We start from the raw sequence: 26287 nt of genomic DNA on the forward strand, positions 1-26287 counted from the left end.
TCGTTCGCCGTCCGCCCGCCTGCCTGCCCGCTTCCGCGAGGAGACCGGAACCGTTGCTGCGCGCCTTCGACATCGCCTGGGACGCCTTCTGGCGCTTCGTCGAGGACGACGGATGGGCGATTTCCAGCCACATCGCGCTCTCCGCGCTGATGTCGCTCTTCCCCTTCCTCATTTTCGTCACCGCTTTGGCCGCGTTCTTCGATTTCAAGAACCTCGCGGACGAGACGGTGCAGCTCATGCTGGAAGCCTGGCCCGCCCAGGTGGCCGAGCCCATCGGCCGCGAGATCCGCAACGTGCTCACCCAGGTACGCACCGATGTCCTGACCATCGGCGTGGTGCTCGCCATCTACTTCTCGTCCAACGGCATCGAGAGCCTGCGCATCGGCCTCAACCGCGCCTATGGCGTGCGCGAGGGCCGCGCCTGGTACTGGCTGCGCCTCGAATCCATCGGCTATGTGCTGGTCGGCGCCGCCGGCCTGCTGGCGCTGTCCTTCCTCGTGGTTCTCGGCCCGGTACTGTGGCTCACGGCGGTGCGCTACGTGCCGGCGCTGGCACCCTTCGGCTGGGTCATCACCTTCCTGCGCTACGCGGCGACCTCGGCCATCCTGATCGTGGCGCTGGTGGTGGCGCATATGTGGCTGCCCTCGGGCCGGCGCACGCTGGCGGAAGTGGCGCCGGGCATCCTGGTGACGCTCGGCCTGTGGCTCGCCGCCGGCGCCGCCTTCGGCCGCTATCTCGCGGAATTCGCCAACAACTACGTCACCACCTATGCAGGCCTCGCCTCGGTGATGGTGGCGCTCGTCTTCCTCTACACCACGGCCTCGATCTTCGTGTATGGCGGCGAACTCAACGCCGCGATCAAGCGGGCCCGCGAGGGCCGGCTCTAGGTCTTCCGCCCAGCTCTTCGGCCCCGGCTCTTCGGCCCTCGCCGCGCCCGGCGGGAACTTCCGCCCCTCTCCTCCGCTTGACCAAGGTCAAGGCATCCGGCCCGCCGGCCGTGTGCACTGGCACGAAATGACGGAGGAGGCTCGCATGACGAGTTACGACAAGATCAAGATCGACGCCGGCGCCTGGGTGGTGGTCTGCGATGGACGCAAGGCCCTGATCCTGCGCAACGAAGGCGACGCTACCTTCCCCAACCTGCGCACCCACGAGACGCACGAGCACGAGAACCCGCCGACCCGCGAGCAGGGCACCGACGCCCCCGGCCGGGTGCACGAATCGGTCGGCACCGCCCGCTCGTCCGTCGAGCCGACCGACTGGCACGAGGAGGCCGAGCGCGCCTTCCTGCGCAAGCTCGCCGCCCGCCTCGACGCCGCCGTGGCGGCGGGGGAGGCGCGCACCCTCGTCGTGGTCGCCGCGCCCCGCGCGCTCGGCGCGCTCCGCCCGCTGCTCGGCAAGGCGGCGCGCGAGGCGATCGCCGCCGAGGTCGATCGCGACATGGTGAAGCTGCCGGTCTACGAGATCGAGAAGCATCTCGCCGCCTGAAGCGCGGCCCTTCCCCTTCGGCCCGAAAGGGTTCTACGCTACCCCCGCCGCCGGAGCGGGGGTGGAACGACATGTGGGATTTCTCGATCGCGACGACGCTCGGGCTGGTGCTGCGCACTTGGCCCTTCGTGCTGTTGCGCCTCGCCGTCTACACCCTCATCGCCGCCGGCTTCGTGTTCGGCACCGTCCTCGGCCTCGTCATCGGCTGGATCGTCGGCAATGCCCTCAGCGGCGAGAGCGGGCTCGTCGGCGCGACGATCGGCGGCCTGTGCGGCCTCGGCCTCGTCTTCGGCGTGCTCTGGTGGGTGCGTCAATATCTCGTCTATCTGGTGAAGGCCGGCCATGTCGCGGCGATGGACACCCTGCTGCGCGGCGGCAAATTACCCAGTGGTCTTCCGCAGATCGCCCACGCCGTCGCCACGGTGAAGGCCCGCTTCCTCGAAGTGAACGTGCTGTTCGGCATCGACATCCTGATTCGCGGCGGCGTGCACGCCCTCGTCGGCCTGCTCGACATTCTGACCTTCTGGATTCCCGGCTTCAGAGCCGTCAACAACCTCATCAACGCCGTGCTCACCATCGCGCTCGGCCTCGTCGACGAGATCGTCCTCGCCTACATCATCCGTCGCGAGGACGAGCCGCCGGCCGACGCGGCGCGCGACGGGCTGGTGCTCTACGCCCAGAACGCCGGCCCGCTGATCCGCAACGCGGTCTGGATCGTGCTGTTCAGGCTGGTCGCGCTGGCGCTGATCTTCCTGCTGGTGCTCGGCCCCGCCATCGCCCTCGCCTATGCCCTACCCGACGGGCTCGCCGGTGCCGGCGTGATCTTCGCCGCCATCTTCGCCTGGGGGCTGGCCGCGGCGCTGATCGAGCCGCTCGCCATCGCCGCGCTGCTGCAGGCCTATGACCGCGCCATTCGCGGGCAGACGCCCGACCCGGAATGGACGGCGAAGCTCGACGAGGCCTCTTCCGCCTTCCGCGATCTCGCCCGTCACGCGCCGGTGCCCGGCGCCGCGCCGCAGCCGACGTGAAGACCAGCTTCTCTTGGCCGGTCCTGGCCGGGAACCGCTCCAGGGGCCGTCATGGCCGGGCCTGGCCGGCCATCCACGACCTCGGATACGGCCATGCGCCCGGCCCAAAAGCGCGGATCCCCGGGACAAGTCCGGGGATGACGGCCGGATACGGCGCATACGCCGATGCACTTGGCGACCGGATCGCGGCATAGTGGCGGCATAGTGCAGGTCTGTTGCATCGCCGAAGGAGCCGCATGAAAACCCTCTCCTTCTTCCGCCTCGTGCTGGCGGTCGGGCTGTGCCTCGCCGTCGGCGCCGTCGGCTCGCTCGTCACCGCCCCGAAGATCCCGACCTGGTACGCCGCCCTCGCCAAGCCGGCCTGGACGCCGCCCGACGCGCTTTTCCCCATCGTCTGGACCACACTCTACGTGCTGATGGCGGTGGCGCTCTGGCGGCTCTGGCAGCTCCACGGCCCCTCCCCGCGGCGGCGCGCCGCCATCGGGCTCTGGTTTCTCCAGCTGGCGCTCAACGCCCTGTGGTCGCCGGTCTTCTTCGGGCTGGAGGCGGTCGGCGCGGCGTTCCTGGTCATCCTGGCGCTCTGGCTGGCCATCGCCGCCACCATCGCCGCCTGCGCGCGCATCGACCGCATGGCGGCGTGGCTCCTGGCCCCCTATCTCCTGTGGGTGTCCTATGCGACCGCGCTGAATGCTGCCATTCTCGCGCTGAACTAGATCGGTCCCGCAGGGGCCGCCGGAGACCTCGATGGACCTCGTCACCATCGCCAAATTCATGGTGCTGCCGATCGCCCTGGGCTCGGTCGCCTTGGTGCTGATTCTCGGCCTGGCCAACATGGCGCGGGGCGGCTCGCCCCTCGTCTCGCAGAAGCTGATGCAGTGGCGCGTGATCTTGCAGGCGGTGGCGCTCTGCTTCGTGCTGCTGACCATCATCCTGATGAACCGGGGCTGAGGCGAGGCGCATCTGCCATGGTCGTGCTGAACCGCATCTACACCCGTACCGGCGACGACGGCACCACCGCGCTCGGCACCGGCGAGCGCCGCGCCAAGCACGATCTGCGCGTCTGCGCCTACGGCACGGTGGACGAGACCAACGCCGCCATCGGCGTGGCGCGCCTGCACGCCGCCGCCCTGCCGGATATCGACGCGATGCTGGCCCGCATCCAGAACGACCTGTTCGACCTCGGCGCCGATCTCGCCACGCCCGACACCGGCGCCGATCTCGGCTACGAGCCGCTGCGCATCGTCGGCACGCAGGTCGACAGGCTGGAGCGCGACATCGACACCCTCAACGCGCCGCTGAAGCCGCTGCGCTCCTTCGTGCTGCCGGCCGGCACGCCGGCGGCGGCGCATCTGCACGTCGCGCGCACCGTCTGCCGGCGCGCCGAACGGCTGGCGGTCGAGCTCTCCCAGACCCCGGGCGAGATCGTCTCGCCGGCGGCGGTGAAATATCTCAACCGGCTGTCGGACCTGCTCTTCGTCATGAGCCGCGTGGCCAATGCCCGCGCGGCGGACCAGACGGGCGGGCAAACGGGCGGCCAAATGGGCGGCGACGTGCTGTGGGTCCCCGCCGCCGGGCGCGGCGACTGAAGGCGCGGGCCATGCTCATCCCCTTCAACGACGACAACCCGCTCGAAGGCATCACCCACGCCTATGTCACCTGGGCGCTGATCGCGGCCAACGTGCTGGTCTTCCTGCTGCTCCAGCACGGCTACCGGCCGGAGATCGACGTCGCCTCGGCCTTCGGCTACGGCGCCATCCCCGCCGTGGTGACGCACGCCGCCGTGCTGCCAGACGAATATGCCCGCCTGCCCTCCGAGCTGACGCTGATCAGCTACATGTTCCTGCATGGCGGCTGGATGCATCTGGCCGGCAACATGGCGTTCCTCTGGGTGTTCGGCGACAATGTGGAGGACGCGCTCGGCCATGTGCGCTTCCTCGCCTTCTACCTGCTCTGCGGCATCGCCGGCGGCCTTGCCCATTCGCTCGCGGTGCCCGATTCCGCCTCGCCGCTGGTCGGGGCCTCCGCCGGCATTTCCGGGCTGGTCGGCGCCTATCTCATGCTGCATCCCAACGTGCGGATCTGGGTGCTGATGTTCATGCGCATCCCGCTGCGCATCCCCGCCGTCTGGCCGCTCGGCGCCTGGATCGCCTTCCAGCTGTGGAGCGTCATCGCGTCGGGCGACCAGGACACCGCCTGGTGGGCGCATATTGGCGGCCTGCTCGCCGGCGCGGTGCTCATCGTCTTCATGCGCCGCAAGGGCGTGCCGCTCTGGGTGATGACGCGCGACGGCACGCCGGACGGGCGTCCCCCGGTGTGAAATCGGGTCGCGCTCCGGCGTTGACAGGGCATAGGCCGAACCATAGTTTCGCGGCGTTTTCCGCGGGCCGATGCCGCTTCCCAGCCTCGCCTTCAGGCGCCCCTCCAAGACGCCCTGCTCGGCCTGCGGCGGCATCGCCTTCCCCGAATGCGGCTGCCAAGGGCGGACCCCTCCTCCGCCCGGCGGGAGAAGTGTGATGAAGATCCTGGTGCCCGTGAAGCGGGTGGTCGACTACAACGTCAAGATCCGCGTGAAGCCGGACGGCTCCGGCGTCGAGCTCGCCAACATCAAGATGTCGATGAACCCCTTCGACGAGATCGCCGTCGAGGAGGCGCTGCGCCTGAAGGAGGCCGGCAAGGCGAGCGAGGTCGTCGCCGTCTCCATCGGCCCGGCGAAGACCGACGAGACCATCCGCACCGCGCTCGCCATGGGCGCCGACCGCGGCATCTGGGTGAAGACCGACGAAGCCGGTATCGAGCCCCTCACCGTCGCCAAGCTGCTGAAGAAGGTCGTCGAGGCGGAGGGCCCGACCCTCGTCATCCTCGGCAAGCAGGCGATCGACGACGACTGCAACCAGACCGGCCAGATGCTGTCCGCCCTGCTCGGCTGGCCGCAGGCGACCTTCGCCTCGAAGGTCGTGCTCGGCGACACCGGCGTCGAAGTCACCCGCGAGATCGACGGCGGCCTGCAGACCCTGCGCCTCGACCTGCCGGCGGTGCTGACCACCGACCTGCGCCTCAACGAGCCGCGCTACGCCAGCCTGCCCAACATCATGAAGGCCAAGAAGAAGCCGATCGACGAGAAGTCCCCGGCCGATCTCGGCGTCGACCTCGCGCCCCGGCTCGAAATCCTCTCGACCTCGGAGCCGGCCGGCCGCACGGCGGGCATCAAGGTCGGCTCGGCCGCCGAGCTGGTCGACCATCTCAAGAAGGCGGGAGTGCTCTGACATGGCCGATAGCTTGCCGACCCTGCTGCTCGCCGAACATGACGACGCCAGCCTGAACCCCGTCACCGCCCGCGCGCTCACCGCCGCGAAGGCGCTGGGCGCCCCGGTCCATATGCTGGTGGTGGGCGAGAACGCCCGTGCCGCCGCCGAGGCCGCCGCGAAGCTCGACGGCGTTGCCGAGGTCCTCCTGGCCGACGCGCCCGCCTATGCCCACCGCCTCGCCGAGCCGGTCGCCGCGCTCGGCGTCGCGCTGGCGAAGGAATACGGCGCCGTCGTCGCCCCCTCCACCGCCGTGTGGAAGAGCGTGATGCCGCGCATCGCCGCCCTGCTCGACGTGATGCAGGTCTCCGACGTGATCGCCGTCGTCGCGCCGGACATCTTCGACCGGCCGATCTACGCCGGCAACGCCATCCAGCGCGTGCGCGCCACCGACGGCAAGAAGGTGCTGACCATCCGCACCGCTTCCTTCGCCGCCACCGGCGAGGCAACGGGCGCATCCTCGGCGCCGATCCGCGCCGTCGAGCCCGCCGGCACCGCGGCCGGCAACGCGGCCCGGTCGAGCTTCGTCGGCGAGGATATCGCCGCCAGCGCCCGCCCCGAGCTCACCGCCGCCCGCATCATCGTCTCCGGCGGGCGCGCCGTCGGCTCGGCGGAGAACTTCCACGCGGTGATCGAGCCGCTGGCCGACGCGCTGGGCGCGGCGGTCGGCGCCTCGCGCGCCGCCGTGGACGCGGGCTACGCGCCGAACGACTGGCAGGTCGGCCAGACCGGCAAGGTGGTGGCGCCCGACCTCTACATCGCGCTCGGCATTTCCGGCGCCATCCAGCATCTCGCCGGCATGAAGGACTCGAAGGTCATCGTGGCGGTGAACAAGGACGAGGAAGCGCCGATCTTCCAGGTGGCCGACTTCGGCATCGTCGGCGACCTGTTCGAGGTGGTGCCGGCTCTGAAGACCGAAATAGCTAAGGCAAAAGCCTGACGGGGCACTATACTGCCACCTGTCGGCGTGGGGCAAAACGGACGTTGTGATGGCTTTCGAGATCAAGCGAGTCGGCATTATCGGTGCCGGCCAGATGGGCAACGGCATCGCGCATGTGTGCGCGCTCGCCGGCTATGACGTCGTGCTGAACGACCTCGAGCTGGACCGCATCAAGTCGGGCCTCGCCACCATCAACGGCAACATGGCCCGGCAGGCCGCCAAGGGCCTGTATGGCGAGGACGAGAAGAAGGCCGCGCTCGGCCGCATCCACGGCACCGACCAGACGGCGGACCTCGCGGACGTCGACCTGGTGATCGAGGCGGCGGTGGAGAAGGAGGAGATCAAGCGCAAGATCTTCTCCACGGTCTGCCCGTTCCTGAAGCCGGAGGCGATTCTCGCCACCAACACCTCGTCCATCTCGATCACCCGCCTCGCCGCCTCGACCGACCGGCCGGAGCGCTTCATCGGCATCCACTTCATGAACCCGGTGCCGATCATGCAGCTCGTCGAGCTGGTGCGCGGTATCGCCACCGAGGATGAGACCTTCGAGCTGTCCAAGGCCTTCGTCTCGCGGCTCGGCAAGACCTATGCGGTGTCGGAGGACTTCCCCGCCTTCATGGTCAACCGCATCCTGCTGCCGATGATCAACGAGGCGATCTACACCCTCTATGAGGGCGTCGGCTCGGTGGACGCCATCGACACCGCCATGCGGCTCGGCGCCAACCACCCGATGGGCCCGCTGCAACTTGCCGACTTCATCGGCCTCGACACCTGCCTGTCGATCATGCAGGTGCTGCACGAGGGGCTGGCCGATTCCAAGTACCGCCCCTGCCCGCTGCTGGTGAAATACGTCGAAGCCGGCTGGCTCGGCCGCAAGACCCAGCGCGGCTTCTACGACTACCGCGGCGAGAAGCCGGTCCCGACGCGGTGAAGAACGAATCTCATTGACGGACAATTGGCGGATTACATCTGGGTAGACTGAAATTTAACAATGGCGGCGGCAACTTCATCCTTCATCTTTTGGTTTATCTCTTGCAACTGCCCGGCAGAAATGCCAATCACGGGCGGCGTCGCGGGCCAATCGATATAGCGATCTTGATCGAGGAAAACTCTCCGCAGGACGTCCGGATTGCCACTCACCCTATCAATGATGCGGGCTACCAAGAGCAAAGCGGCTTCCTCTACCAATAGATATTTAGCCTCCCCTCCGACAACATTTTCGGAGCCATATCGATAGAAGTGATCTGAATGAGACAGTCCGAGCACGCAAAGATCACCAGCCTCGTCAATGGAGATCAGGAACCCTCTATCAACGGACATTTTCAATAGTTCAGCAATATTGTGACGCACCTTATATTTCCGAAGGTCATCACCATTCACCCCATTGTCAATTAAAAAACTCTTGAGAGCCAACTCAACAGACATAGACAAAAGATAGCTAGTGGGCTCGCTCATCATATCCTGTCTATTGACATCTACCCAAACAGCTCTTGCGCCACGCCAATAGCGAGCAGCCACAAAGAGCAGCTGCTTTCCGTTACCCATATCTTCTCTCCAAAAAATACATAGTACTTACAAAAAATCACATACCCGGACAAATTGCCAATTTATAGCTTTTGATCAATACAATAATCACATCCTATATAAACTATAAGCGACGTACTAAGATATTCCTGTCGATCAGACATGACGATACGGAATCGCGGATAGCCCTAATATACCCCACCCCTAATTTGCCTCACCCCTCGAAATAGGCCGGGCCGTCGAGATCGGCGAGCAGTCCCGGCCCGGTCGGCCGCCAACCGAGCGCGTCCTGCGTCCACCGGCTGACGGACGGCACGTCCATCGCCGCGAAAGGGGCGAACCAGCCGAAATGCGCCTCCGCCTCCTGCGGGCCGAGGCCCCTGACCGGCACGCCGAGCCGCCGGCCGATCACCTGCGCGATGTCGCGGAAGGCGATGCCCTCCTCGGCGACCGCGTGATAGCGTGCTCCAGCCTCGCCGCTTTCCACCGCCCGCCGGTAGAGCCGCGCCGCATCGAGCCGATGCACCGCCGGCCAGCGGTTCAGCCCCTCCCCGATATGGGCGGAGACGCCGCTCGCGCGCGCCAGACGAACGAGATGCGGCACGAAGCCGTGATCGCCGGCGCCGTGCACGGAAGGCGGCAGCCGCACCACGCTGGCATGGCCGCCGCGCGCGGCGATCCGCTCCGCCGCCTGCTCGGAAGCGGCGCGCGGGTGAGCGGCCGGCCCGCTGGCCGCCCGCGTCTCCTCGGTGGCGACGCCGCCCTGCGACAGCACGCCGATGCCGGAGGTCACGACCAGCGGCCGGCCCGACCCGGCGAGCGCCTCGCCGAGCGCTTCGATGACCTGGCGGTCCGCCTCGCAATTGGCGCGGAAGGTCGAGAAGTCGTGGTTGAAGGCGGTGTGGATCACGCCGTCCGCCCGCGCCGCGGCGACGCGCAGCCCGGGAAGATCGTTGACGTCGCCGCGATGGACGGCGGCGCCTTCCCGCGCGAGTGCCTCCGCGCCCGCCTCCGAGCGGGCGAGGCCGGTGACCCGGTGGCCGGCGTCGAGAAGCTCGCGGACGACGGCGGAGCCGACGAAGCCCGTCGCACCGGTGACGAAGATATGCATGTCGGTTGTCCCTGGAAGCCGGCGGCGCGGCGGATGGCCGCCACATGGGACGGTGATAGGCGCGCGACGCGATACGATCTATCATCCGACGTCCTTATTTCCTCCGGGATCGTCCAGACGTTGGACCCGCTCTCCGACATCCTCTCGCTGATGAAGCCGCGCAACCTGCTCGCCGCCGGGTTCGAGGCAGGTGGCGACTGGGCCGTCCGCTTCCCCGAGAGCCGCGGCAACATCAAGAGTGGGGCGGTGGTCTCCGGCGCCTGCTGGCTTTCCGTCGACGGCCTCCCCGACCCCGTGCGGCTGGAGACCGGTGACTGCTTCCTGCTGCCCACGGGCCGCAGCTTCAGCCTGGCCTCCGACCTCGCCATCGGCTCCGCCATCGAGCCGATGGACGCGCAGCACGTCTTCCCGCGCGTGCGCCGGGGCGGCGTGGCGGCGCTGAACGAGGGCCGCGACGTCTCGCTCGTCAGCAGCCGCTTCGCGCTGGAGGGACCGCAGGCCGGCATGCTGCTCCGCCTGCTGCCGCCACTGGTGCATATCCGGCGGGGCGCGGAAACCGCGATGCTGTGCTGGTCGACCGAGCGGATGATGCAGGAGCTGCGGGACGGACGGCCCGGCAGCTTCCTCGTCGTCCAGTACCTCGCCCACATGATGCTCGTGCAGGCGCTACGGCTGCACCTCTCCGGGGCCGGGCAAGGCGTCGGCTGGTTCTTCGCGCTGGCCGACCGGCAGATGAACACGGCGCTGGAAGCCATGCATGCCGAGCCGGCGCACCGCTGGTCGGTGGAAGAACTCGCCGCCCGCGCCGGCATGTCGCGTTCCGCCTTCGCCGCCCGTTTCCGCGCGACGGTCGGCACGCCGCCGATGGAGTATCTGACCCGCTGGCGGATGCATCTGGGCGCCGACCGGCTGGCACATTCGCGCGAATCCATCGCCAGCGTCGCGCTGGCGCTGGGCTATCGGTCCGAGAGCGCCTTCAGCATCGCCTTCAAGCGGGTGATGGGCTCCTCCCCGCGCCGCTACGCCGGCACGACGTCGAACGGCGCCTAGCGCAGCCTCCGCCCGATCCACCGCGCCGGCCGCCCGTCGATCGCCGCCAGCCCCAGCGCGATCACGCCGAAGCCGAGGAATTCGCGCGGCTCCAGCGCCTCGCCGAGGAACAGCGCCCCGAGCAGGATCGCGCTCACCGGCACGAGGAAGGTGACCAGCGAGATGTTGGTCGCCCCGTTCCGCGCCAGGATGCGGAAGAAGATGACATAGGCGATACCGGTGGAGAGCACGCCGAGCCCGGCGAGCGCCCCCAGCACGTGCGGCGAGGGTACCGGCAGCAGCCACGGCCGGTCGATCAGCAGCGCCACCGGCGCCAGCAGCAGGCTGGAGGCCGCGAGCTGCGCCATCGCCACGCCGAGCGGCGGCAGGTGCCGGAAGCGGCGGCCGTACACGCTGGCGAAGCCGTAGGAGACCGTCGCCCCGATCGCCGCGAGCTGCGCCGGCAGCTGGTGCCCGCCGAGCTGGCCGAGCAGCGCCGGCCCCATCATCACCGCGACGCCGGTGAAGCCCAGCGCGACGCCCACCAGCTTGCCGGCGGTGAACTTCTCGTCGCGCGTGAAGGCCTGTGCCACCAGCACGGTGAAGAGCGGCGTCGCCGCGTTGAGAATGGAGGACAGCCCGCTCGGCATGTGCTGCTGCGACCAGGCGATCAGCCCGAAGGGAATGATGTTGGCGATCAGCGCCAGCACCGCGAACTCCGCCGCCAGCCCCCGGTTCAGCGGCAGCCGGACGCCGCGCGCCCGCGCGATCACGAACAGCGCCAGAGCGCCGATGGCGACGCGGCACAGCACCATGGTCAGCGGCGGGATCTCCTTCACCGCCACCTTGCCGAAGAAGAAGGAACCGCCCCAGATCAGCGCCAGCAGCACCAGCGCGCCCCAGTCGGCGGCGGCCATCGGCATCGGTCCGGCGACGGAAGTGGCGAGCCCGGTGCGGGCAACAGGCTTCGAAGCGGGCTCCGAAGCGGACATGGATGGCTCCTGCGGCGCGTGAAGCCGCCTCTTAGTCCTTCCCGCGACGCCACGCCACCCGTTTCGCGCCATCGCATCCAATAGATGTATTGTTATACAATACAACCTATAGTCATCGCAGCGACGGGGTCGGGGGGCGGGAATGGCGGTCTTGATGGTTTCCTTCCGCGTGGGCGACGCGGGAAATCAGGCCGAGCGCCGGCATTCCATCGTGCAGCACATCCGCGAGGCGGCCCTCGGGGCGGTGCTGCAGGAGGCGGGGTCGCTGTTCATCATCGAATCGGCCTGCGGCGCCTCGACGCTGGCGACGCTCATCCGCACCCGCTCGGCGATGGAGCCCCTGTGGGACGGGCTGCTCGTCATCGATCTCTCGGAGAAGGACTACCAGGCCTGCGGGCAGATCAGCTACCCCCTGACTCTCCACCGCCTCATGGTGCGCCGCTAGGGCACCGGCGAGGCGGCGGCGGGCTCCCCGCCGGCCAGCGCCGCCTTCACCAGCGCCACCGCGTCCGCGCTCGCCCATTCGGCGGGGCCGGCGATATGGCCGATCTCGCAGCCCTTGGCGTCGATCAGCATCGTGGTCGGCAGGCCGAAGCCGCGCCCCACCGCGCGCAGGTCCTGGAAGGCCTGCGCCTTCGGGTCGGCATAGAGCGCCAGATTCTTGATGCCGATCTCGTCGAAGAACGCCTTCGGCTTGTTCGGGTCGCGCGTGTCGATGTTCACCGCCACCACCTCGAAGCCCGGCGTGCCCGCGCCCCCCTTGGCGCCGAGGCTCGCCTGCAATGCGTCGAGCGCCGGCATCTCCTTGCGGCACGGCACGCACCAGGTCGCCCAGATGTTGACGAGCTTCAGCCCGTCGCCGCCCACCGCCGACAGCGTCGTCGGCGCGCCGTCCGGGCCGAGGAAGGCGAGATCGGGAATGCGGGTGGGCTTCAGCGTCGGCGCGAAGGCGGCAAGCTCGCCCCTGGCGAGGCCGGCGATGCGCCGGGCGGTGTCGCTCGCGGCGCGGCAGGCCTCGTCGGGCGCCCCCGCCACGGCCGGCGCCGGCTCTTGCGCCACCTCCGCGCCGCCGTCCGGCGCGCTCTGCGCATCAGCTCCGACCGCAACGGCGTTGCGCCCGCCGCCCCCGATCCCGTATACGCCTGCCAGCCCGGCGATGGCGCCCAGCAAGACGGCGGCGGCCACGATCAGGGCGAACCGGCCGCCGGACCGCCCCGAACCGCTGCCAGCGGGCTCGACGGTGTCCTCAGGTCGTTCAGTCATGGCCGTCCTCGCGGAGAAAAGTCTAACATGAGCAACAAGATGTGGGGCGGCCGCTTCGAGACCGGGCCCGATGCGATCATGGAGGAGATAAACGCCTCCATCGGTTTCGACCAGCGCCTGTACGCGCAGGACATCGCGGGGTCGAAGGCCCATGCCTCGATGCTGGCGGCCCAGGGGATCATCGACAAGGCTGATGCCGAAAAGATCGTCGCCGGTCTAGACACGATCCTGTCAGAGATCGAGAAGGGCGACTTCACCTTCCAGCGGGCGCTGGAGGACATCCACATGAACGTGGAATCGCGCCTGGCGACGCTGATCGGCGCCTCCGCCGGCCGCCTCCACACCGCCCGCTCGCGCAACGACCAGGTGGCGACCGACTTCCGCCTCTATGTCCGCGACACCGTCGACACGCTCGACACCCAGCTCAGGGACCTCCAGCAGGCGCTGGTGGAAAAGGCGCTGGCCCATGCCGATACGGTGATGCCCGGCTTCACCCATCTGCAGACCGCCCAGCCCGTCACCTTCGGCCACCATCTGCTCGCCTATGTCGAGATGCTCGGCCGTGACCGCGGCCGGCTGGCGGATGCCCGCGCCCGGCTCAACGAGTGCCCGCTCGGCGCCGCCGCGCTCGCCGGCACCTCCTTCCCCATCGACCGCTTCGCCACCGCGAAGGCGCTCGGCTTCGACCGGCCGACGGCGAACTCGCTCGATTCCGTCTCCGACCGCGACTTCGTGCTGGAGACGCTGGCCGCCGCCTCGATCTGCGCCATGCACCTCTCCCGCTTCGCCGAGGAGATCGTGATCTGGACCTCGCCGCTCACCGGCCTGCTCAAGCTGTCCGACCGCTTCACCACCGGCTCGTCGATCATGCCGCAGAAGCGCAACCCGGACGCCGCCGAGCTGGTGCGCGCCAAGATCGGCCGCATCGCCGGCGCGTTCTCGGGCCTGCTGATGGTGATGAAGGGCCTGGCACTCGCCTACGCCAAGGACATGCAGGAGGACAAGGAAGGCGCCTTCGACGCCCTCTCCACCCTGTCGCTGATGATCGCGGCGACCGCCGGCATGGTGCGCGACATGGTGCCGGACGCCAAGCGCATGAAGGAAGCGGCCGGCGGCGGCTATTCCACCGCCACCGACCTCGCCGACTGGCTGGTGCGCGTGCTCGGCCTGCCCTTCCGCGAGGCGCACCACGTCACCGGCCGCATCGTCGCGCTGGCGGCGGGCAGGGATGTGCCGCTGCACAAGCTCTCGCTGGCCGAGATGCAGGCGGTGGAGCCGCGCATCAACGAGGACGTGTTCGGCGTGCTCTCCGTTTCGAAATCGGTGGCGAGCCGCGTCTCCTATGGCGGCACCGCCCCGAAGAACGTGCGCACGCAGGCGAAGCGCTGGCTGAAGCAGCTCGCGAAGAAGTAGTCGAGCCGGCCGCACTCCCTCTCCCCGGCGGGGAGAGGGTTGGGGTGAGGGGTCTTGGACGCTCCGCAAGCGTGTCTCCCCCTCACCGACCCGCGGAGCCATTCCGGGATGACGATGAAACCCACCACAACGTCATCCCCGGGCTTGGCCCGGCCATCCACGCCTTCCCTGCGCTCCCGGGATCGGCCGAATCCCCCCGGTCAGCCCTCCCGCCGGCCCAGCAATCTCAGCGCATTCGCCGTCACCAGAACGGTCGCGCCGGTATCGGCGAGGATGGCCGGCCACAGGCCGGTGATCCCGGCGATGGTGGTGACGAGGAACACCGCCTTCAGCCCGAGAGCGAGGGTGATGTTCTGGTGGATGTTGCGCATGGTCGCCCGCGACAGCGCGATCATGCCGGCGACATCCGCCACCCGCCCGTGCAGCACGGCGGCGTCCGCCGTCTCCAGCGCCACGTCGGTGCCTCCGCCCATGGCGATGCCGACATCCGCCGCCGCCAGCGCCGGGGCGTCGTTGATGCCGTCGCCCACCTTGGCGACGGTCAGCCCCTCGGCCTTCAGTTCGCCGACGATGCGCTGCTTGTCGGCCGGCATCAGCCCGGCCCGCACCTCGATGCCGAGGTCGCCGCCGATGGCCTTCGCGGTGCGCTCATTGTCGCCGGTGAGCATCACCGTGCGGATGCCCGCCGCCTTCAGCGCCGCGAGGCCGGCGCGGGCATCGGCGCGTGGCTCGTCGCGCATGGCGATGACGCCCTCGGCGCGGCCGTCCGCCAGCAGCACCGAGACGGTCTTGCCGGCATCGTTCAGCGCGCCGATGGCCGCCTGCTGCTCGGTGGTCAACGGCGCGCGCGCGGCCGCCGCCTTGGGTGAGCCGAGGAACAGCGCCACCCCGTCCACCGTGCCGCTGACGCCCTCCCCGCCCAGCGCGCCGGCGTCGCGCGCCGCCGGATAGGCGAGCGAGCGGGCTTCGGCCTCGGCGAGGATCGCCACCGCCAGCGGATGGGTGGAGCCCGCCTCCAGCGCGGCGGCGCGGGCCAGCAGGGCCGCCTCGTCGCCGTCGAAGGCGATGAGATCCGTCACCTTCGGCTTGCCCTCGGTCAGCGTGCCGGTCTTGTCGAGCGCCACCGCATTGACCGTGCGCAGCACCTCCAGCACCGCGCCGCCCTTGATCAGCAGGCCGCGCCGCGCGCCGGAGGCGAGACCGGCCGCGATGGCCGCCGGCGTCGAGATGACCAGCGCGCAGGGGCAGCCGATGAGCAGGATGGCGAGGCCCTTGTAGATCCACTCGTCCCAGGCCGCGCCGGCGACGAGCGGCGGCACCACCGCCACCAGCGCCGCCAGCACCATCACGAAAGGCGTGTACCAGCGCGAGAAGCGGTCGATGAAGCGCTCGGTCGGCGCCTTGCTCTCCTGCGCCTCCTCGACGAGACGAACGACGCGGGCGATGGTGTTGTCGGACGGCTCGGTGGTGGCGCGGACGGTGAGCGCCGCCTCGCCGTTCACCGTGCCGGCGAAGACCGTGTCACCCTTCTCCTTGCCCACCGGCACGCTCTCGCCGGTCACCGGCGCCTCGTTCACCGAGCCGGCGCCCTCCAGCACCTCGCCGTCGGCGGGAATGCGCTCGCCCGGCCGCACGAGGATGACGTCGCCGATCCGCAGGTTCTCGGCCGGCACCTCGCGCGTGCCGCCCGCCTCGACGATCCGCGCGGTCTTCGGCACCAGCGCCGTGAGGGCGCGGATGGAATCGCGCGCCCGGCCGGCGGCGACGCCTTCCAGCAGCTCGCCGACGAGGAACAGGAACACCACCGCCGCCGCTTCCTCCGACGCGCCGATGATCACCGCGCCGACGGCGGCGATGGTCATCAGCGTCTCGATCGAGAAGGGCGTGCCGGCCAGCGCCGCCATCACCGCGCGCCGAGCGATCGGCACGAGGCCGATCAGCAGGGCGGCGATGAAGATCCACGGATCGAGCGCGGGGAAGAAATGCCCGACGCCATAGGCCGCCGCCAGCGCCGCGCCGCAGACCACCGTCAGCCGCGCCTTGCCGCTCCGCCACCACGGTCCGTCGCCCGGCAGATGGGTATGGTCGTGCGCGTGGCTACCAGTGCTACCCGTCGCTACTCCATGGGCCTCGTCTGCTACTCTCCGGGGCCCGTTTGCTACGGTTTTTGCTACTCCCTCTGCTACCCTCCCGGCGGGGGTAGCGGCGCCGGCGGACGGCGCATACCGATGGCCCGCATGATCATGGTCCGCGTGGTCGTGGTCCCCATGATCGCGGTCCCCGTGGTCGTGCCCGCCGCATGCCCCGTGGTCATGATCATGCCTTGCCTCATCGGCCGGCGCGGGCCCCCGCACGGCGGGCCGGAGCAGCGGCACGATGCCGTAGCCGAGGCCGGAGACGCGCTTCTCCACCAGCGCGAGATCGGCGCCGTCATGTTCCACCGTCATGGTCCCGGCCGTCACCGAGACCGACACGTCCGCCACCCCGTCGAGCCGCCGGACGGCGGTGTCGATCTTGCTGGCACAGGACGCGCAGTCCATGCCGTCGATGCGGTAGCGGGTCTTCACGGCCGACATGTCGCGGCTCCTCTTCCTGCCTTGCCTTCACGTCGTCAGCACACTAATTCCTCTAGTGACTAGAGGAGCAAGCGCGAAATGAAGGGTCATTTCAGCATCGGGGAGGCAGCCCGCGCGAGCGGCGTGAAGGTGCCGACCATCCGCTACTACGAGGAGATCGGTCTCCTCCCCAGCCCGCCCCGCACCGAGGGCGGAAGGCGCTCCTACGGCGCCGAGGACATGCGCCGCCTGGCCTTCATCCGCCACGCGCGCGAGCTCGGCTTCGAGATCGACGCTATCCGCACGCTACTGCAATTGCAGGACAATCCGAATCAATCCTGTGCCGCTGCGGATGCTATTGCCCGGGATCATCTCGTTGCCGTGGAGCGCCGCATCGCCAGCCTCACGGCGCTGCAGGCCGAGCTGATGCGTATGGTGGAGGGCTGCTCCCACGGCCATGTCGCGGGTTGCCGGGTCATCGAGATCCTTGCCGACCATGGCGAGTGTCGGCACCATCACGGCCCCGCCGAGACGACGGCCGGCAGCGCGCCGGCCTTCGCCGACCGGCTCTGAGACCTACCGACAGGGCGATATGATGAGTGGCACGGTCATGCAGATCGGCGCGGCGCCGGATGGCGATCCGATCCACGAGATCGTCCTGACCGGCCCGGACGGAACGCGGGCGCGGGTGCTGAGCTGGGGAGCGACGCTGCGCGACCTCGAGGTTCCCGGCTCGGGTGGCGTGATGCGTCGGGTCGTGCTCGGTTATGACGACCTCTCCTCCTATCTCGCCAACCCCGCCTATCTCGGCGCCACCTGCGGACGCGTCGCCAACCGCATCCGCAACGGCCGCTTCACCCTGAACGGGCGTGGCTACGAGCTGGCGCGCAACGAGCGGGGCGTCACCCACCTGCACGGTGGCACGCGCGGCTTCTCGCACCGCCCGTGGCGGGTTGAAACAGCCGCGGGAAACGCCGTCACGCTGGCCTATCGTTCGGCCGACGGCGAGGAGGGTTATCCCGGCACGCTCGACGTGCTCTGCACCTACCGGCTTGTCGCGCCGTCCACGCTGGAAATCGAAATGACGGCCCGAACCGACGCGCCGACGCCGGTCAGCCTCGCCCATCATTCCTATTTCACCCTCGACCCCGGCCATTCGGTGCGCGAGCTGGAGGTCGCGGTGGCCGCGCGGCACTACACGCCCGTCGATGCGGACCAGATCCCGACCGGCGAGATTGCACCCGTCGACGGGACACCGTTCGATCTGCGCAGCTTCCGGCGCCTCGCCGATCAGGGGATCGGCTTCGACACAAACTTCGTGCTCGATGACGCCGGCCCTCCTGCCGGCGATCCCGCCGCGCCCAGGCTCGTCGCCCGGGCCCGCTCGTCACGCAGCGGCATGGCGATGGAGGTGCGCACCACGGCGCCGGGCCTCCAGCTCTATGACGGCGCGCATCTGCCCGTCACGAACCATGGAATCGGTGCTCTGACGCATGGAGCGCATGCGGGAATCTGCTTCGAACCGCAGTATTTCCCGGACGCGGTGAACCGGCTCGGCCTCCCCCCGCCGTGGATCACGCCCGACGCGGGCTTCCGACAAGTAACGGCGTACCGTTTTTGCACGGATAACGTGTCCCGACGGTAACAGGTCTGGCCGAAGCGACCTGATAGCCGCTTCGTCAGCTTCCCGCGCTCCGTGCAAACAATTATGTCGATATTGAAATCATCTTCGTGGCAAATCCCTCGCAGGCTGGCCGCGCAGAACCCATGCACCGTCGTCGCTTCATTGCCGGACTTGCCGCGGGCTGTCTCGGGCTCCCTGCAGCTTACGGTCAATCCGAGAACGGAACTCGCGCAACGGACACATCCGGGGCCGGCGAGCCGCTGACCCTGTTCGTGCCCGGTCCTGAGAACAGCGGCCTTGCGGCGCTGGGCCGAAGCATGGCCGCCAGCCTCGACGCGGAAGGCTTCGCTTCGACGCTCGCCTACGATCCGCGCGGCTCGGGCGCCGGAATAAGGAGCTTCGCCGACCGATTCTCTTCGCACGGCAATGCCCTGATGGCCGGAAGCTTCGGCATGATCGGCGCCTCCATACTGGCGCGCCTCCCCCTCACGCTCGACAATCTCACCCCGGTGGCGCGGCTCACCACCGAATACGCGGTGGCCGCCGTGCGACCGGATTCCCCCTATGTGTCGCTGCGCTCTTTCCTGACCGCGCTGAAGACCGATCCGGGCGCGATCCTGTTCGGCGGTGGCACCGTGGGCACGGTCGATCACATCCTCGCCGCGATGATCGCAAGGCAGGCGGGGCTCAAGGCCGGCCAGCTCCGCTACAAGTCGATCATCGGCGGCACCGGGGCCATCGATGCGGTGCTTCAGGGCGAGTTCACCTGCGTGCTCGGCGGCCTGAGCGAGTTGCAGCCGCGCCTCGCGCTCGGGCAGCTCAGGGCACTGGCCGTCTCGGCGCCACAGCGCCTTCCGGGCATCGCCATACCGACCTTTCTCGAGCAGGGCGCGCCCATCGAGCTGGCCAACTGGCGCGGTGTGTTCGCCCCGCCCGGCATCGACGCCCCGCGTCTCGCCCACCTCACCGCGCTGACCGACCGGATGGTGACCGGCGCGACCTGGAAGGCCATGCTCTTCCGCTACAACTGGACCGGCGACTATCTCGCGGGACCGGGCTTCGGCGCCTTCGTGCGCAGCGAAACCTCGCGCGTGCGGGTGCTGCTCGCCGAACTCGGGCTGTAGCCGGCCTCGGGCGTGAAGCCTGCCCGCTCCTCGCGCACCGCGCCGGCGATGAAATCCTCTACTATGCGGATGCGCCGCAGGTCGTGGATGTCGGCATGGGTGACGAGCCAGTAGGAGCGGCGGAAGCTCAACTCCGGAAGCACGCGGACGAGCCCCTCATGCCCCAGCGCGGCGTAGTCGTGCAGGATGCCGACGCCTGCCCCCGCCCGCACCGCCTCCATCTGGCCGACCACGCTGGCGCATTCCAGCCGGCGCGCCTCCACCTCGCGGAACGCCTCGAAATAGTCCAGCGCCGGGCTGTAGACGAGGTCGGCCACATAGGTGACGAGCAGCCGTCCATTGAGGTCCTTGAGACTGGCGATCGCGCCGGTGCGCTCGAGATAGTCGCGCGCCGCATAGACGCCGAGCGTGTAGTCGGTGAGCTTGCGCGCCACGAGCCGCCCCTCCGCCGGCCGCTGGAGGGTGACGGCGATGTCGACCTCGCGCTTGGGCAGCGAGAAGCTGCGCGGCAGCGGCGCGAGCTGGATGTTGAGCCCCGGATGCTCCTCCGCCAGCCGGCCGAGGCGCGGGGCGAGGAAATAGGTGCCGAAGCCGTCCGGCGCGCCGATGCGCACCGTGCCGGCAAGCGCGAGGTCGACATTGCCCAGCGCCGCCTGCGCCTGCAGCATCTCGGTCTCGATGCGTTCGGCATGGGCAAGCAGCCGCTCGCCGGCCGGCGTCAGCTCGCTGCCGGTGGTGCGCCGCTCCAGCAGCTTGGTGCCCAGGCCCGCCTCCAGCGCGCCGAGCCGGCGTCCCACCGTGGCGTGATCGAGCCCAAGCTGCCGCGCCGCCGCAAGCATCTGCCCGGCACGCGCGACCGCGAGAAAGATGCGGAGATGGTCCCAGTCCATGGCCTCCCGTTCCGATGTCTTTTTGTGTGATTCTGCACAACGGATGCGGAAACATCGTCGTTGAAGTGAAGTCTTTCGACAAGCACAACCATCGAAGGACAAACTGAGGGGAGATCGCCATGGCGGTCATCGGTCATTACATCGGCGGCAAGGTCGTCGCCACGGCGGGACGTTCGGCGCCGGTCTTCGATCCGTCCACCGGCGCCCAGTCGGGCGAGGTGCTGCTCGCTTCCACCGCCACGGTGGGCGAGGCGGTCGCCGCCGCCGCCGCCGCCTTCCCGCGCTGGGCCGACACGCCGCCGCTGACCCGCGCGCGCATCCTCTTCAAGTTCAAGGCGCTGCTGGACCGCGACATCGACGCGCTGGCCGCCGCCATCACCCGCGAGCATGGCAAGACCTTCGAGGACGCCAAGGGCGAAGTCACCCGCGGCATCGAGGTCGTCGAGTTCGCCTGCGGCATCCCGCACCTGATGCGCGGCGATTTCACCGAGCAGGTGGCGCGCGGCGTCGACGTGTTCTCCGCCCGCCATCCGGTCGGCGTGGTCGCCGGCATCACCCCATTCAACTTCCCGGCCATGGTGCCGATGTGGATGTTCCCGGTGGCGCTGGCCTGCGGCAACAGCTTCGTGCTCAAGCCCTCCGAGAAGGACCCGACCCCTTCGCTGATGCTGGCCGAGCTGCTGACGGAAGCCGGGCTGCCGGCGGGCGTATTCAACGTCGTGCAGGGCGACAAGGAGGCGGTCGACACGCTGCTGACCCACCCGGACGTCGCCGCCGTCAGCTTCGTCGGCTCCACCGCCATCGGCGAGTACGTCTACAAGACCGCCGCGGCGCACGGTAAGCGCGCGCAGGCGCTGTGCGGCGCCAAGAACCACCTGGTGGTGATGCCCGACGCCGACCTCGACAAGACCGTCGACGCCCTGATGGGCGCGGGCTACGGTTCGGCGGGCGAGCGCTGCATGGCCGTGTCGGTCGCGGTGGCCGTGGGTGGCGTCGGCGACGCGCTGATGGAAAAGCTCGTGCCGAAGGTGCGTGCGCTCAAGGTCGGTCCCGGCCTCGACCCCGACAGCGAGATGGGCCCGCTCGTCACCAAGGAACATCTCGCCAAGGTGCGCGGCTATGTCGACGCCGGCCTCGCCGAGGGCGCGGAGCTCGTCGTCGACGGGCGCGGTCTCAAGCTGCAGGGCTATGAGGACGGCTACTTCATCGGCGGCTGCCTGTTCGACCGGGTGACGCCCGAAATGAAGATCTACAAGGAAGAGATCTTCGGCCCGGTGCTCTCCGTCGTGCGCGTCGACCGCTTCGACGAGGCCTTGAGGCTGGTCAACGACCACGAATACGGCAACGGCGCCGCCATCTTCACCCGTGACGGCGACAGCGCCCGCGCCTTCGACCGCGACGCCAAGGCCGGCATGATCGGCATCAACGTGCCGATCCCGGTGCCGGTGGCCTTCCATTCCTTCGGCGGCTGGAAGCGGTCGATCTTCGGTGATCGCAACGTCTACGGCATGGAGGGCGTGGGCTTCTACACCAAGATGAAGACCACCACCGCCCGCTGGCCGACCGGCATCCGCGAGGGCGCCCAGTTCGTCATGCCGACGACGGGCTGAAGCCTCGCGCATTCCTGGAGATCGACGTCATGCCCGGCCTCGCGCCGGGCATCCACGACGCGCTTCTTCGCGCCGAGCTCCAAGGCATAGAGATGGCCGGGCCAGGCCCGGCCATAACGGCTGTACCCCTGCTGCCATTATCTGACAGCAGGGCTCGCGCTATGATCGGCGCATGTCGCGATCCGAACGCCTCTTCGATCTCCTGCAGGTGCTGCGCCGCCATCGCCGTCCGGTCAGCGGACGCGTGCTGGCCGGAGAGATCGGCGTGAGCCTGCGCACCCTCTATCGCGACATCGCCAGCCTGCAGGCCCAGGGAGCGACCATCGAGGGCGAGGCCGGCGTCGGCTATGTGCTGCGTCCCGGCTTCCTGCTGCCTCCGCTGATGTTCCCGCCGGAGGAGATCGAAGCGCTGGTGCTCGGCTCGCGCTGGGTCGCCGAGCGCGCCGACGGCCGCCTCGCCGAAGCCGCGCGCTCCGCGCTCGCCCGTATCGGCGCGGTGCTGCCGCCGGACCTGCGTGAGGAGATGGAAGGTTCGGCGCTATTCATCGCGCCGGGCGCCCCGATCCCCGCCGACGCCATCGACCCGGCGATCCTGCGCAAGGCGATCCGCACCGAGCGCAAGCTCGCGTTGCGCTACAGCGACGCCAACGGAACGGCGAGCGAGCGGGTAGTCTGGCCCTTCGCGCTCGCCTTCTTTGATCAGGTCCGGCTATTGATCGGTTGGTGCGAACTGCGCGACGATTTCCGCAGCTTCCGCACCGACCGGATCGCCACGGTCGAGATGACGGAGACGCGCTACCCGACCCGGCGGGCGGACCTGCTGCGCCAATGGAAGCAGGTGAAATACGCGCAGCACGCGCAGGAATCGTTCAGCGCCGAATGATGCAGCGCCCGATCATGCTGACGAAAACTGGCAGCAGATCCGGCTAGCTTCCCTCCGAACAATCGATCGGGGGCGATCATGATCGACGCAAGCAAGATCCTTCTCTACGTCAACGACCCCGCCGCGAGCGCGCGCTTCTACGGGTCGCTCCTGGAGCGCCGACCCATCAAGGAAACCGCCAGCGTGGCCGTGCTGGAGCTGGCGCCCGGCATGTCGCTCGCCCTGTGGCGGCGCGACGGGGTGAAGCCGCTGCCGCATCTGCGCTCCGGCGGCAACGAGATCGGCTTCCGCGTGGCGGACGCCGCCGCCGTCGACGCCCAGTATGAATGCTGGGCCAACAAGGGCGTGCCGATCGCCCTGCCGCCGACCGACCTCGATTTCGGCCGCAGCTTCGTGGCGCTCGATCCCGACGGGCATCGCCTGCGGGTCTACGCCTCCGACAAGGACATGTGAGGGGGACGCTCGTCCCCCCGTTCAGTCGTGGGCGCGGCCGAAGTCCGGCGCGTCGGTCTCCTGGCCGATCTCGATGATCGAGCGGCGGATGGCGCGGGTGCGGGTGAACAGGTCGAACAGCTTGTCGCCCTCGGCCCAGCGGATCGAGCGCTGCAGCGCGATCAGGTCCTCGGTGAAGCGGCCGAGGACCTCCAGCACCGCCTCGCGGTTGTTGAGGAACACGTCGCGCCACATGGTCGGGTCGGAGGCGGCGATGCGGGTGAAGTCACGGAAGCCGCCGGCCGAATACTTGATCACCTCGGACTGCGTGACAGCTTCCAGATCCGCCGCCGTGCCGACGATGTTGTAGGCGATGAGGTGCGGCACATGCGAGGTGATGGCCAGCACCAGATCGTGGTGGTCGGCCGTCATGGTCTCGACATTGGCGCCCATCGCCGTCCACAGCGCGGTGAGCGTCGCCACCGCGCCCTCGTCCGCGCCTTCGGGCGGGGTAAGGATCGACCAGCGGTTCTTGAACAGCGTGGCGAAGCCCGCGTCCGGGCCGGAATATTCCGTGCCCGCCACCGGATGGCCGGGGACGATATGCACGCCCTCGGGCAGGTGCGCGCGCAGGGCGGCCAGCACCGCGCCCTTGACCGAGCCGACATCGGAGACGATGGCGCCGGGCTTCAGGTGCGGGCCGATCTCCGCCGCCACCGTGCCCATGGCGCCGACCGGCACGCAGAGGATGACGATGTCGGCATCGCGCACGGCCTGCTCCGGCGTCGAAGCCACGAGGTCGGCGAGGCCGAGCGCCAGCGCCCGCTCGCGCACCGCCGGCGAGGCATCATAGGCGACCCGCGTGCCGGCAAGCCCGCGCGCCCTGGCGGCGTGCAGGATGGACGAGCCGATCAGGCCGATGCCGATGACGGTGAGCCGGCCGACGATGGGGCTGGCGAGCGGCGGATCAAGCACCATGGCCGGTCCCCGTTTTTCCCAGGAACTCGGCCAGCGTCGCCACCAGCAGCCGGTTGGCCTCCTCGGTCCCGACGGAGAGGCGCAGCGCGCCGGGGATGCCATAGGCGTCCACCCGGCGCAGGATCAGCCCACGCTGCATGAGGAAGGCGTCGGCCTCCCTGGCGCGCTTGCCCGGCAGGTCGGGGAAATGCACCAGCAGGAAGTTGGCGACGCTCGGCGTCACGGTGAGGCCGAGCGCGGTCAGTTCGCTGGTCAGCCAGGGCAGCCAGGTCTCGTTGTGCGCCACCGACGCTTCCAGGTGGCCGACGTCACGAATGGCGGCGGTCGCCGCGGCGATGCCGGGCGCCGAGACGTTGAAGGCGCCGCGGATGCGGTTGACCGCGTCCACCACCTCCGCCGGTCCGTAGAGCCAGCCGACGCGCAGCGCCGCAAGGCCGTGGACCTTGGAGAAGGTGCGCAGCATCACGACGTTCGAGCAGGTGGCGACCAATTCGATGCCGGATTCATAGTCGTTGCGCCGAACGTACTCCGCATAGGCCGCGTCGAGCGCGAGGAGCACGTTGGGCGGCAGGCCGCGCTGCAGCCGCTTCACCTCGTCGAAGGGCAGATAGGTGCCGGTCGGGTTGTTCGGGTTGGCGAGGAAGACCACGCGCGTCCTCGAAGTCACCGCCGCCAGCAGCGCGTCGACGTCGGAGCGGTAATCCTTCTCGGGAGCGACGACCGGCGTCGCGCCGGCCGTGAGCGCGGCGATGCGGTAGATGAGGAAGCCGTATTGCGAATAGAGCACCTCGTCGCCCGGTCCGGCATAGGCATGGGCGATGAGGTTGATCAGCTCGTCCGAGCCGGTGCCGCAGACGATGCGCGCCGGATCGAGGCCATAGGCGGCGCCAATCGCCTCGCGCAGCCCGGTCGAGGAGCCGTCGGGATAGATCTCCAGCGCGTCGGCGGATTGGAAGGCTTCGAGCGCCTTCGGGCTCGGGCCGAGCGGGCTCTCATTGGAGGAGAGCTTGTGCACCTTCACGCCCTCGCCCGCATGCGCCTTGCCCGGCACATAGGCCTCGATCGCCAGCACGTTGGCGCGCGGGACGGGACGGGTCGGAAGGGCGGCGGACGACATGACGGAGCTCCGATCGACGGAAGGACGGCGATTTGCCAGGGGAGGTATCAGCCTTGCGGCTGGTGGGTATAGCGGCTCGCGTGGCTGCCGACGAGAGCCGCCGCGCGCACCGAGGCGCCAGAGGCGCGCAGCGCCGCCAGCACGGCGTCGAGGCTGACCGTGCCGCCGACCGGGATCGAGGCGAGCAGCGCCGCGCCGTCGAGGCCGCGGTCGGGCACGGCGATGATTTCGGCCAGCGGGGCGAGCGCCCGCGCCGCCTGCGCGTTCCAGCCGGAGACGTGCAGGCTCCACGCCTCCACTTCCGTCACCGCGCCGTCGGTCACCGGATGGGCGATGCAGAACACCGGCAGCCCGGCCGGATGGTCGGCGCGCTCGACGAAGGGCAGGCGGGCGATGACCTTCGGCGCGTGCTCGCCTTCCAGCGCGGTCCACCAGGCGCCGGCGCTCGGCGCGGCGAAGGCCGGCACCAGGCCAAGGTCGCCGCGCGAGCGGGCCACCGCCGCCACCACGCCGGACGCGCCCATATGGCCGATGAACGGCACGGTGAAGCCGAAATGGAAGCGCGAGGCATCGCGCATCGCCGCCTCGCCGGAAGCGAGGTCGGCGTGAACGGCGTAGGGCGCCTGCACATAGGTGAAGGTGGAGATGATGACGCGCCAGATACCCTCCACCGTGTCGAGCGGCAGGATACCGCGATGCCGGTCGACGAGGCGGCGCATCATCGAGGCCTCGCGCGCCGGACGGAAAGCAGAGCCACCCTCGGCGCCGCGCGAGCGCTTGACCGCGACGAGCCGGTCGATGATCTGCCCGCGCTCCATCAAAAGCGCGTGCATCGAGGCATCGATGCGGTCGATCTCCGCGCGCAGCGTCGCGAGGTCCGTCCCGGAGTCGGCGGACGCCGGAGCGGTGGCGGATTGCGGCGCGGCCGGTATGTTGGCGATCTTGTCCATCGGCGGATGTCGTAGCGCCGCGCGCGGCCCGCGC

The 26287-nt window shown here is 69.3% G+C and carries 28 protein-coding genes; 19 read left to right on the forward strand and 9 right to left on the reverse strand.

All coding sequences use genetic code 11. The features are described from left to right. Positions 1-53 precede the first annotated feature (53 nt). From FO470_RS00735 to FO470_RS00780, 10 genes are all read left to right on the forward strand, one after another. Positions 54-887, forward strand: a complete 834-nt coding sequence (locus tag FO470_RS00735) for a YihY/virulence factor BrkB family protein (protein ID WP_144341020.1) — start codon at positions 54-56, stop codon at positions 885-887. A gap of 145 nt (positions 888-1032) precedes the next feature. Beyond that, a complete protein-coding gene (locus FO470_RS00740; protein WP_144341021.1) occupies positions 1033-1488 on the forward strand; it encodes a baeRF12 domain-containing protein in 456 nt (151 codons plus the stop codon). Between the two features lie 71 nt (positions 1489-1559). Then, a complete protein-coding gene (locus FO470_RS00745; protein WP_144341022.1) occupies positions 1560-2516 on the forward strand; it encodes a hypothetical protein in 957 nt (318 codons plus the stop codon). A gap of 236 nt (positions 2517-2752) precedes the next feature. Further along, the gene (locus FO470_RS00750; RefSeq protein WP_144341023.1) at positions 2753-3229 is read left to right on the forward strand and encodes a TspO/MBR family protein; all 477 of its coding nucleotides are present in this window, start codon (positions 2753-2755) and stop codon (positions 3227-3229) included. Between the two features lie 31 nt (positions 3230-3260). Next, positions 3261-3464, forward strand: coding sequence for a twin transmembrane helix small protein (locus FO470_RS00755; protein WP_144341024.1), 204 nt, complete (start codon positions 3261-3263; stop codon positions 3462-3464). Between the two features lie 17 nt (positions 3465-3481). Further along, positions 3482-4102 carry a cob(I)yrinic acid a,c-diamide adenosyltransferase gene (locus FO470_RS00760; protein WP_144341025.1) on the forward strand — a complete coding sequence of 207 codons (621 nt, stop codon included), beginning with the start codon at positions 3482-3484 and terminating at the stop codon, positions 4100-4102. 11 nt (positions 4103-4113) lie between these two features. After that, entirely contained in the window at positions 4114-4833 is a 720-nt protein-coding gene (locus FO470_RS00765; protein WP_144341026.1) for a rhomboid family intramembrane serine protease, read from the forward strand. 196 nt (positions 4834-5029) lie between these two features. Next, entirely contained in the window at positions 5030-5779 is a 750-nt protein-coding gene (locus tag FO470_RS00770; RefSeq protein WP_144341027.1) for an electron transfer flavoprotein subunit beta/FixA family protein, read from the forward strand. Between the two features lie 13 nt (positions 5780-5792). Continuing rightward, positions 5793-6758 (forward strand): electron transfer flavoprotein subunit alpha/FixB family protein, encoded by a 966-nt coding sequence (locus FO470_RS00775; protein WP_186291850.1) that lies wholly within the window; start codon positions 5793-5795, stop codon positions 6756-6758. A gap of 49 nt (positions 6759-6807) precedes the next feature. After that, positions 6808-7689 carry a 3-hydroxybutyryl-CoA dehydrogenase gene (locus FO470_RS00780; RefSeq protein ID WP_144341029.1) on the forward strand — a complete coding sequence of 294 codons (882 nt, stop codon included), beginning with the start codon at positions 6808-6810 and terminating at the stop codon, positions 7687-7689. 32 nt (positions 7690-7721) lie between these two features. On the opposite strand, the gene FO470_RS00785 is transcribed toward FO470_RS00780, so the two are convergent. Together FO470_RS00785 and FO470_RS00790 are read right to left on the reverse strand one after the other, a co-directional pair. Further along, complete coding sequence (locus FO470_RS00785; protein ID WP_144341030.1) at positions 7722-8303, reverse strand: hypothetical protein; 582 nt, start codon at positions 8301-8303, stop codon at positions 7722-7724. A gap of 193 nt (positions 8304-8496) precedes the next feature. Further along, on the reverse strand, positions 8497-9393 hold the full coding sequence (locus FO470_RS00790) for an SDR family oxidoreductase (protein ID WP_144341031.1): 897 nt from the start codon (positions 9391-9393) through the stop codon (positions 8497-8499). A 120-nt stretch (positions 9394-9513) separates the two neighbouring features. On the opposite strand from FO470_RS00790, the gene FO470_RS00795 reads away from it, so the two are divergent. After that, positions 9514-10443, forward strand: a complete 930-nt coding sequence (locus FO470_RS00795; RefSeq protein WP_144341032.1) for an AraC family transcriptional regulator — start codon at positions 9514-9516, stop codon at positions 10441-10443. Here FO470_RS00795 and FO470_RS00800 read toward each other — a convergent pair. Beyond that, positions 10440-11339: a DMT family transporter gene (locus FO470_RS00800; protein ID WP_418655036.1), complete on the reverse strand. Its 900-nt coding sequence runs from the start codon at positions 11337-11339 to the stop codon at positions 10440-10442. The genes FO470_RS00795 and FO470_RS00800 overlap by 4 nt on opposite strands. 217 nt (positions 11340-11556) lie before the next feature. Between FO470_RS00800 and FO470_RS00805 the strand changes: the two genes are divergently transcribed. Continuing rightward, positions 11557-11859 (forward strand): hypothetical protein, encoded by a 303-nt coding sequence (locus FO470_RS00805; protein WP_144341034.1) that lies wholly within the window; start codon positions 11557-11559, stop codon positions 11857-11859. Here FO470_RS00805 and tlpA read toward each other — a convergent pair. Beyond that, positions 11856-12677 (reverse strand): thiol:disulfide interchange protein TlpA, encoded by an 822-nt coding sequence (tlpA, locus tag FO470_RS00810; RefSeq protein WP_186291788.1) that lies wholly within the window; start codon positions 12675-12677, stop codon positions 11856-11858. The two genes, FO470_RS00805 and tlpA, sit on opposite strands and share 4 nt — an antisense overlap. Before the next feature lie 27 nt (positions 12678-12704). On the opposite strand from tlpA, the gene argH reads away from it, so the two are divergent. Continuing rightward, a complete protein-coding gene (argH, locus tag FO470_RS00815) occupies positions 12705-14090 on the forward strand; it encodes an argininosuccinate lyase (RefSeq protein WP_144341035.1) in 1386 nt (461 codons plus the stop codon). A gap of 200 nt (positions 14091-14290) precedes the next feature. Here the strand turns inward: argH and FO470_RS00820 are convergent, their stop codons facing one another. Further along, positions 14291-16666 carry a heavy metal translocating P-type ATPase gene (locus FO470_RS00820; protein ID WP_144341036.1) on the reverse strand — a complete coding sequence of 792 codons (2376 nt, stop codon included), beginning with the start codon at positions 16664-16666 and terminating at the stop codon, positions 14291-14293. Positions 16667-16744: 78 nt separating this feature from the next. On the opposite strand from FO470_RS00820, the gene FO470_RS00825 reads away from it, so the two are divergent. The 3 genes from FO470_RS00825 to FO470_RS00835 all read left to right on the forward strand — a co-directional run bounded on the left by FO470_RS00825 (position 16745) and on the right by FO470_RS00835 (position 19393). Further along, positions 16745-17218, forward strand: coding sequence for a MerR family transcriptional regulator (locus tag FO470_RS00825; RefSeq protein ID WP_144341037.1), 474 nt, complete (start codon positions 16745-16747; stop codon positions 17216-17218). A gap of 19 nt (positions 17219-17237) precedes the next feature. Continuing rightward, a complete protein-coding gene (locus FO470_RS00830) occupies positions 17238-18290 on the forward strand; it encodes an aldose epimerase family protein (protein WP_186291789.1) in 1053 nt (350 codons plus the stop codon). 296 nt (positions 18291-18586) lie between these two features. After that, positions 18587-19393, forward strand: a complete 807-nt coding sequence (locus FO470_RS00835) for a Bug family tripartite tricarboxylate transporter substrate binding protein (protein WP_186291790.1) — start codon at positions 18587-18589, stop codon at positions 19391-19393. On the opposite strand, the gene FO470_RS00840 is transcribed toward FO470_RS00835, so the two are convergent. After that, a complete protein-coding gene (locus FO470_RS00840; protein ID WP_246659429.1) occupies positions 19309-20283 on the reverse strand; it encodes a LysR family transcriptional regulator in 975 nt (324 codons plus the stop codon). The genes FO470_RS00835 and FO470_RS00840 overlap by 85 nt on opposite strands. A gap of 119 nt (positions 20284-20402) precedes the next feature. Here FO470_RS00840 and FO470_RS00845 point away from each other — a divergent pair, with 119 nt between their 5' ends. The 3 genes from FO470_RS00845 to FO470_RS00855 all read left to right on the forward strand — a co-directional run bounded on the left by FO470_RS00845 (position 20403) and on the right by FO470_RS00855 (position 23229). Continuing rightward, positions 20403-21893, forward strand: a complete 1491-nt coding sequence (locus FO470_RS00845; protein WP_144341040.1) for a CoA-acylating methylmalonate-semialdehyde dehydrogenase — start codon at positions 20403-20405, stop codon at positions 21891-21893. 172 nt (positions 21894-22065) lie between these two features. Further along, a complete protein-coding gene (locus FO470_RS00850) occupies positions 22066-22776 on the forward strand; it encodes a helix-turn-helix transcriptional regulator (protein WP_144341041.1) in 711 nt (236 codons plus the stop codon). A 78-nt stretch (positions 22777-22854) separates the two neighbouring features. After that, a complete protein-coding gene (locus FO470_RS00855) occupies positions 22855-23229 on the forward strand; it encodes a VOC family protein (RefSeq protein WP_144341042.1) in 375 nt (124 codons plus the stop codon). Between the two features lie 21 nt (positions 23230-23250). On the opposite strand, the gene FO470_RS00860 is transcribed toward FO470_RS00855, so the two are convergent. The 3 genes from FO470_RS00860 to FO470_RS00870 are packed head-to-tail and all read right to left on the reverse strand — an operon-like array spanning position 23251 to position 26253. Next, entirely contained in the window at positions 23251-24186 is a 936-nt protein-coding gene (locus FO470_RS00860) for a prephenate/arogenate dehydrogenase family protein (protein WP_144341043.1), read from the reverse strand. Then, on the reverse strand, positions 24176-25303 hold the full coding sequence (gene hisC / locus FO470_RS00865) for a histidinol-phosphate transaminase (RefSeq protein WP_144341044.1): 1128 nt from the start codon (positions 25301-25303) through the stop codon (positions 24176-24178). Before hisC ends, FO470_RS00860 begins: the two co-directional genes overlap by 11 nt. 47 nt (positions 25304-25350) lie before the next feature. Continuing rightward, positions 25351-26253: a chorismate mutase gene (locus FO470_RS00870; protein WP_144341045.1), complete on the reverse strand. Its 903-nt coding sequence runs from the start codon at positions 26251-26253 to the stop codon at positions 25351-25353. Between the last annotated feature and the right edge of the window lie 34 nt (positions 26254-26287).

The organism is Ancylobacter moscoviensis (genome assembly GCF_007559435.1).
Lineage (GTDB): Bacteria > Pseudomonadota > Alphaproteobacteria > Rhizobiales > Xanthobacteraceae > Ancylobacter > Ancylobacter moscoviensis.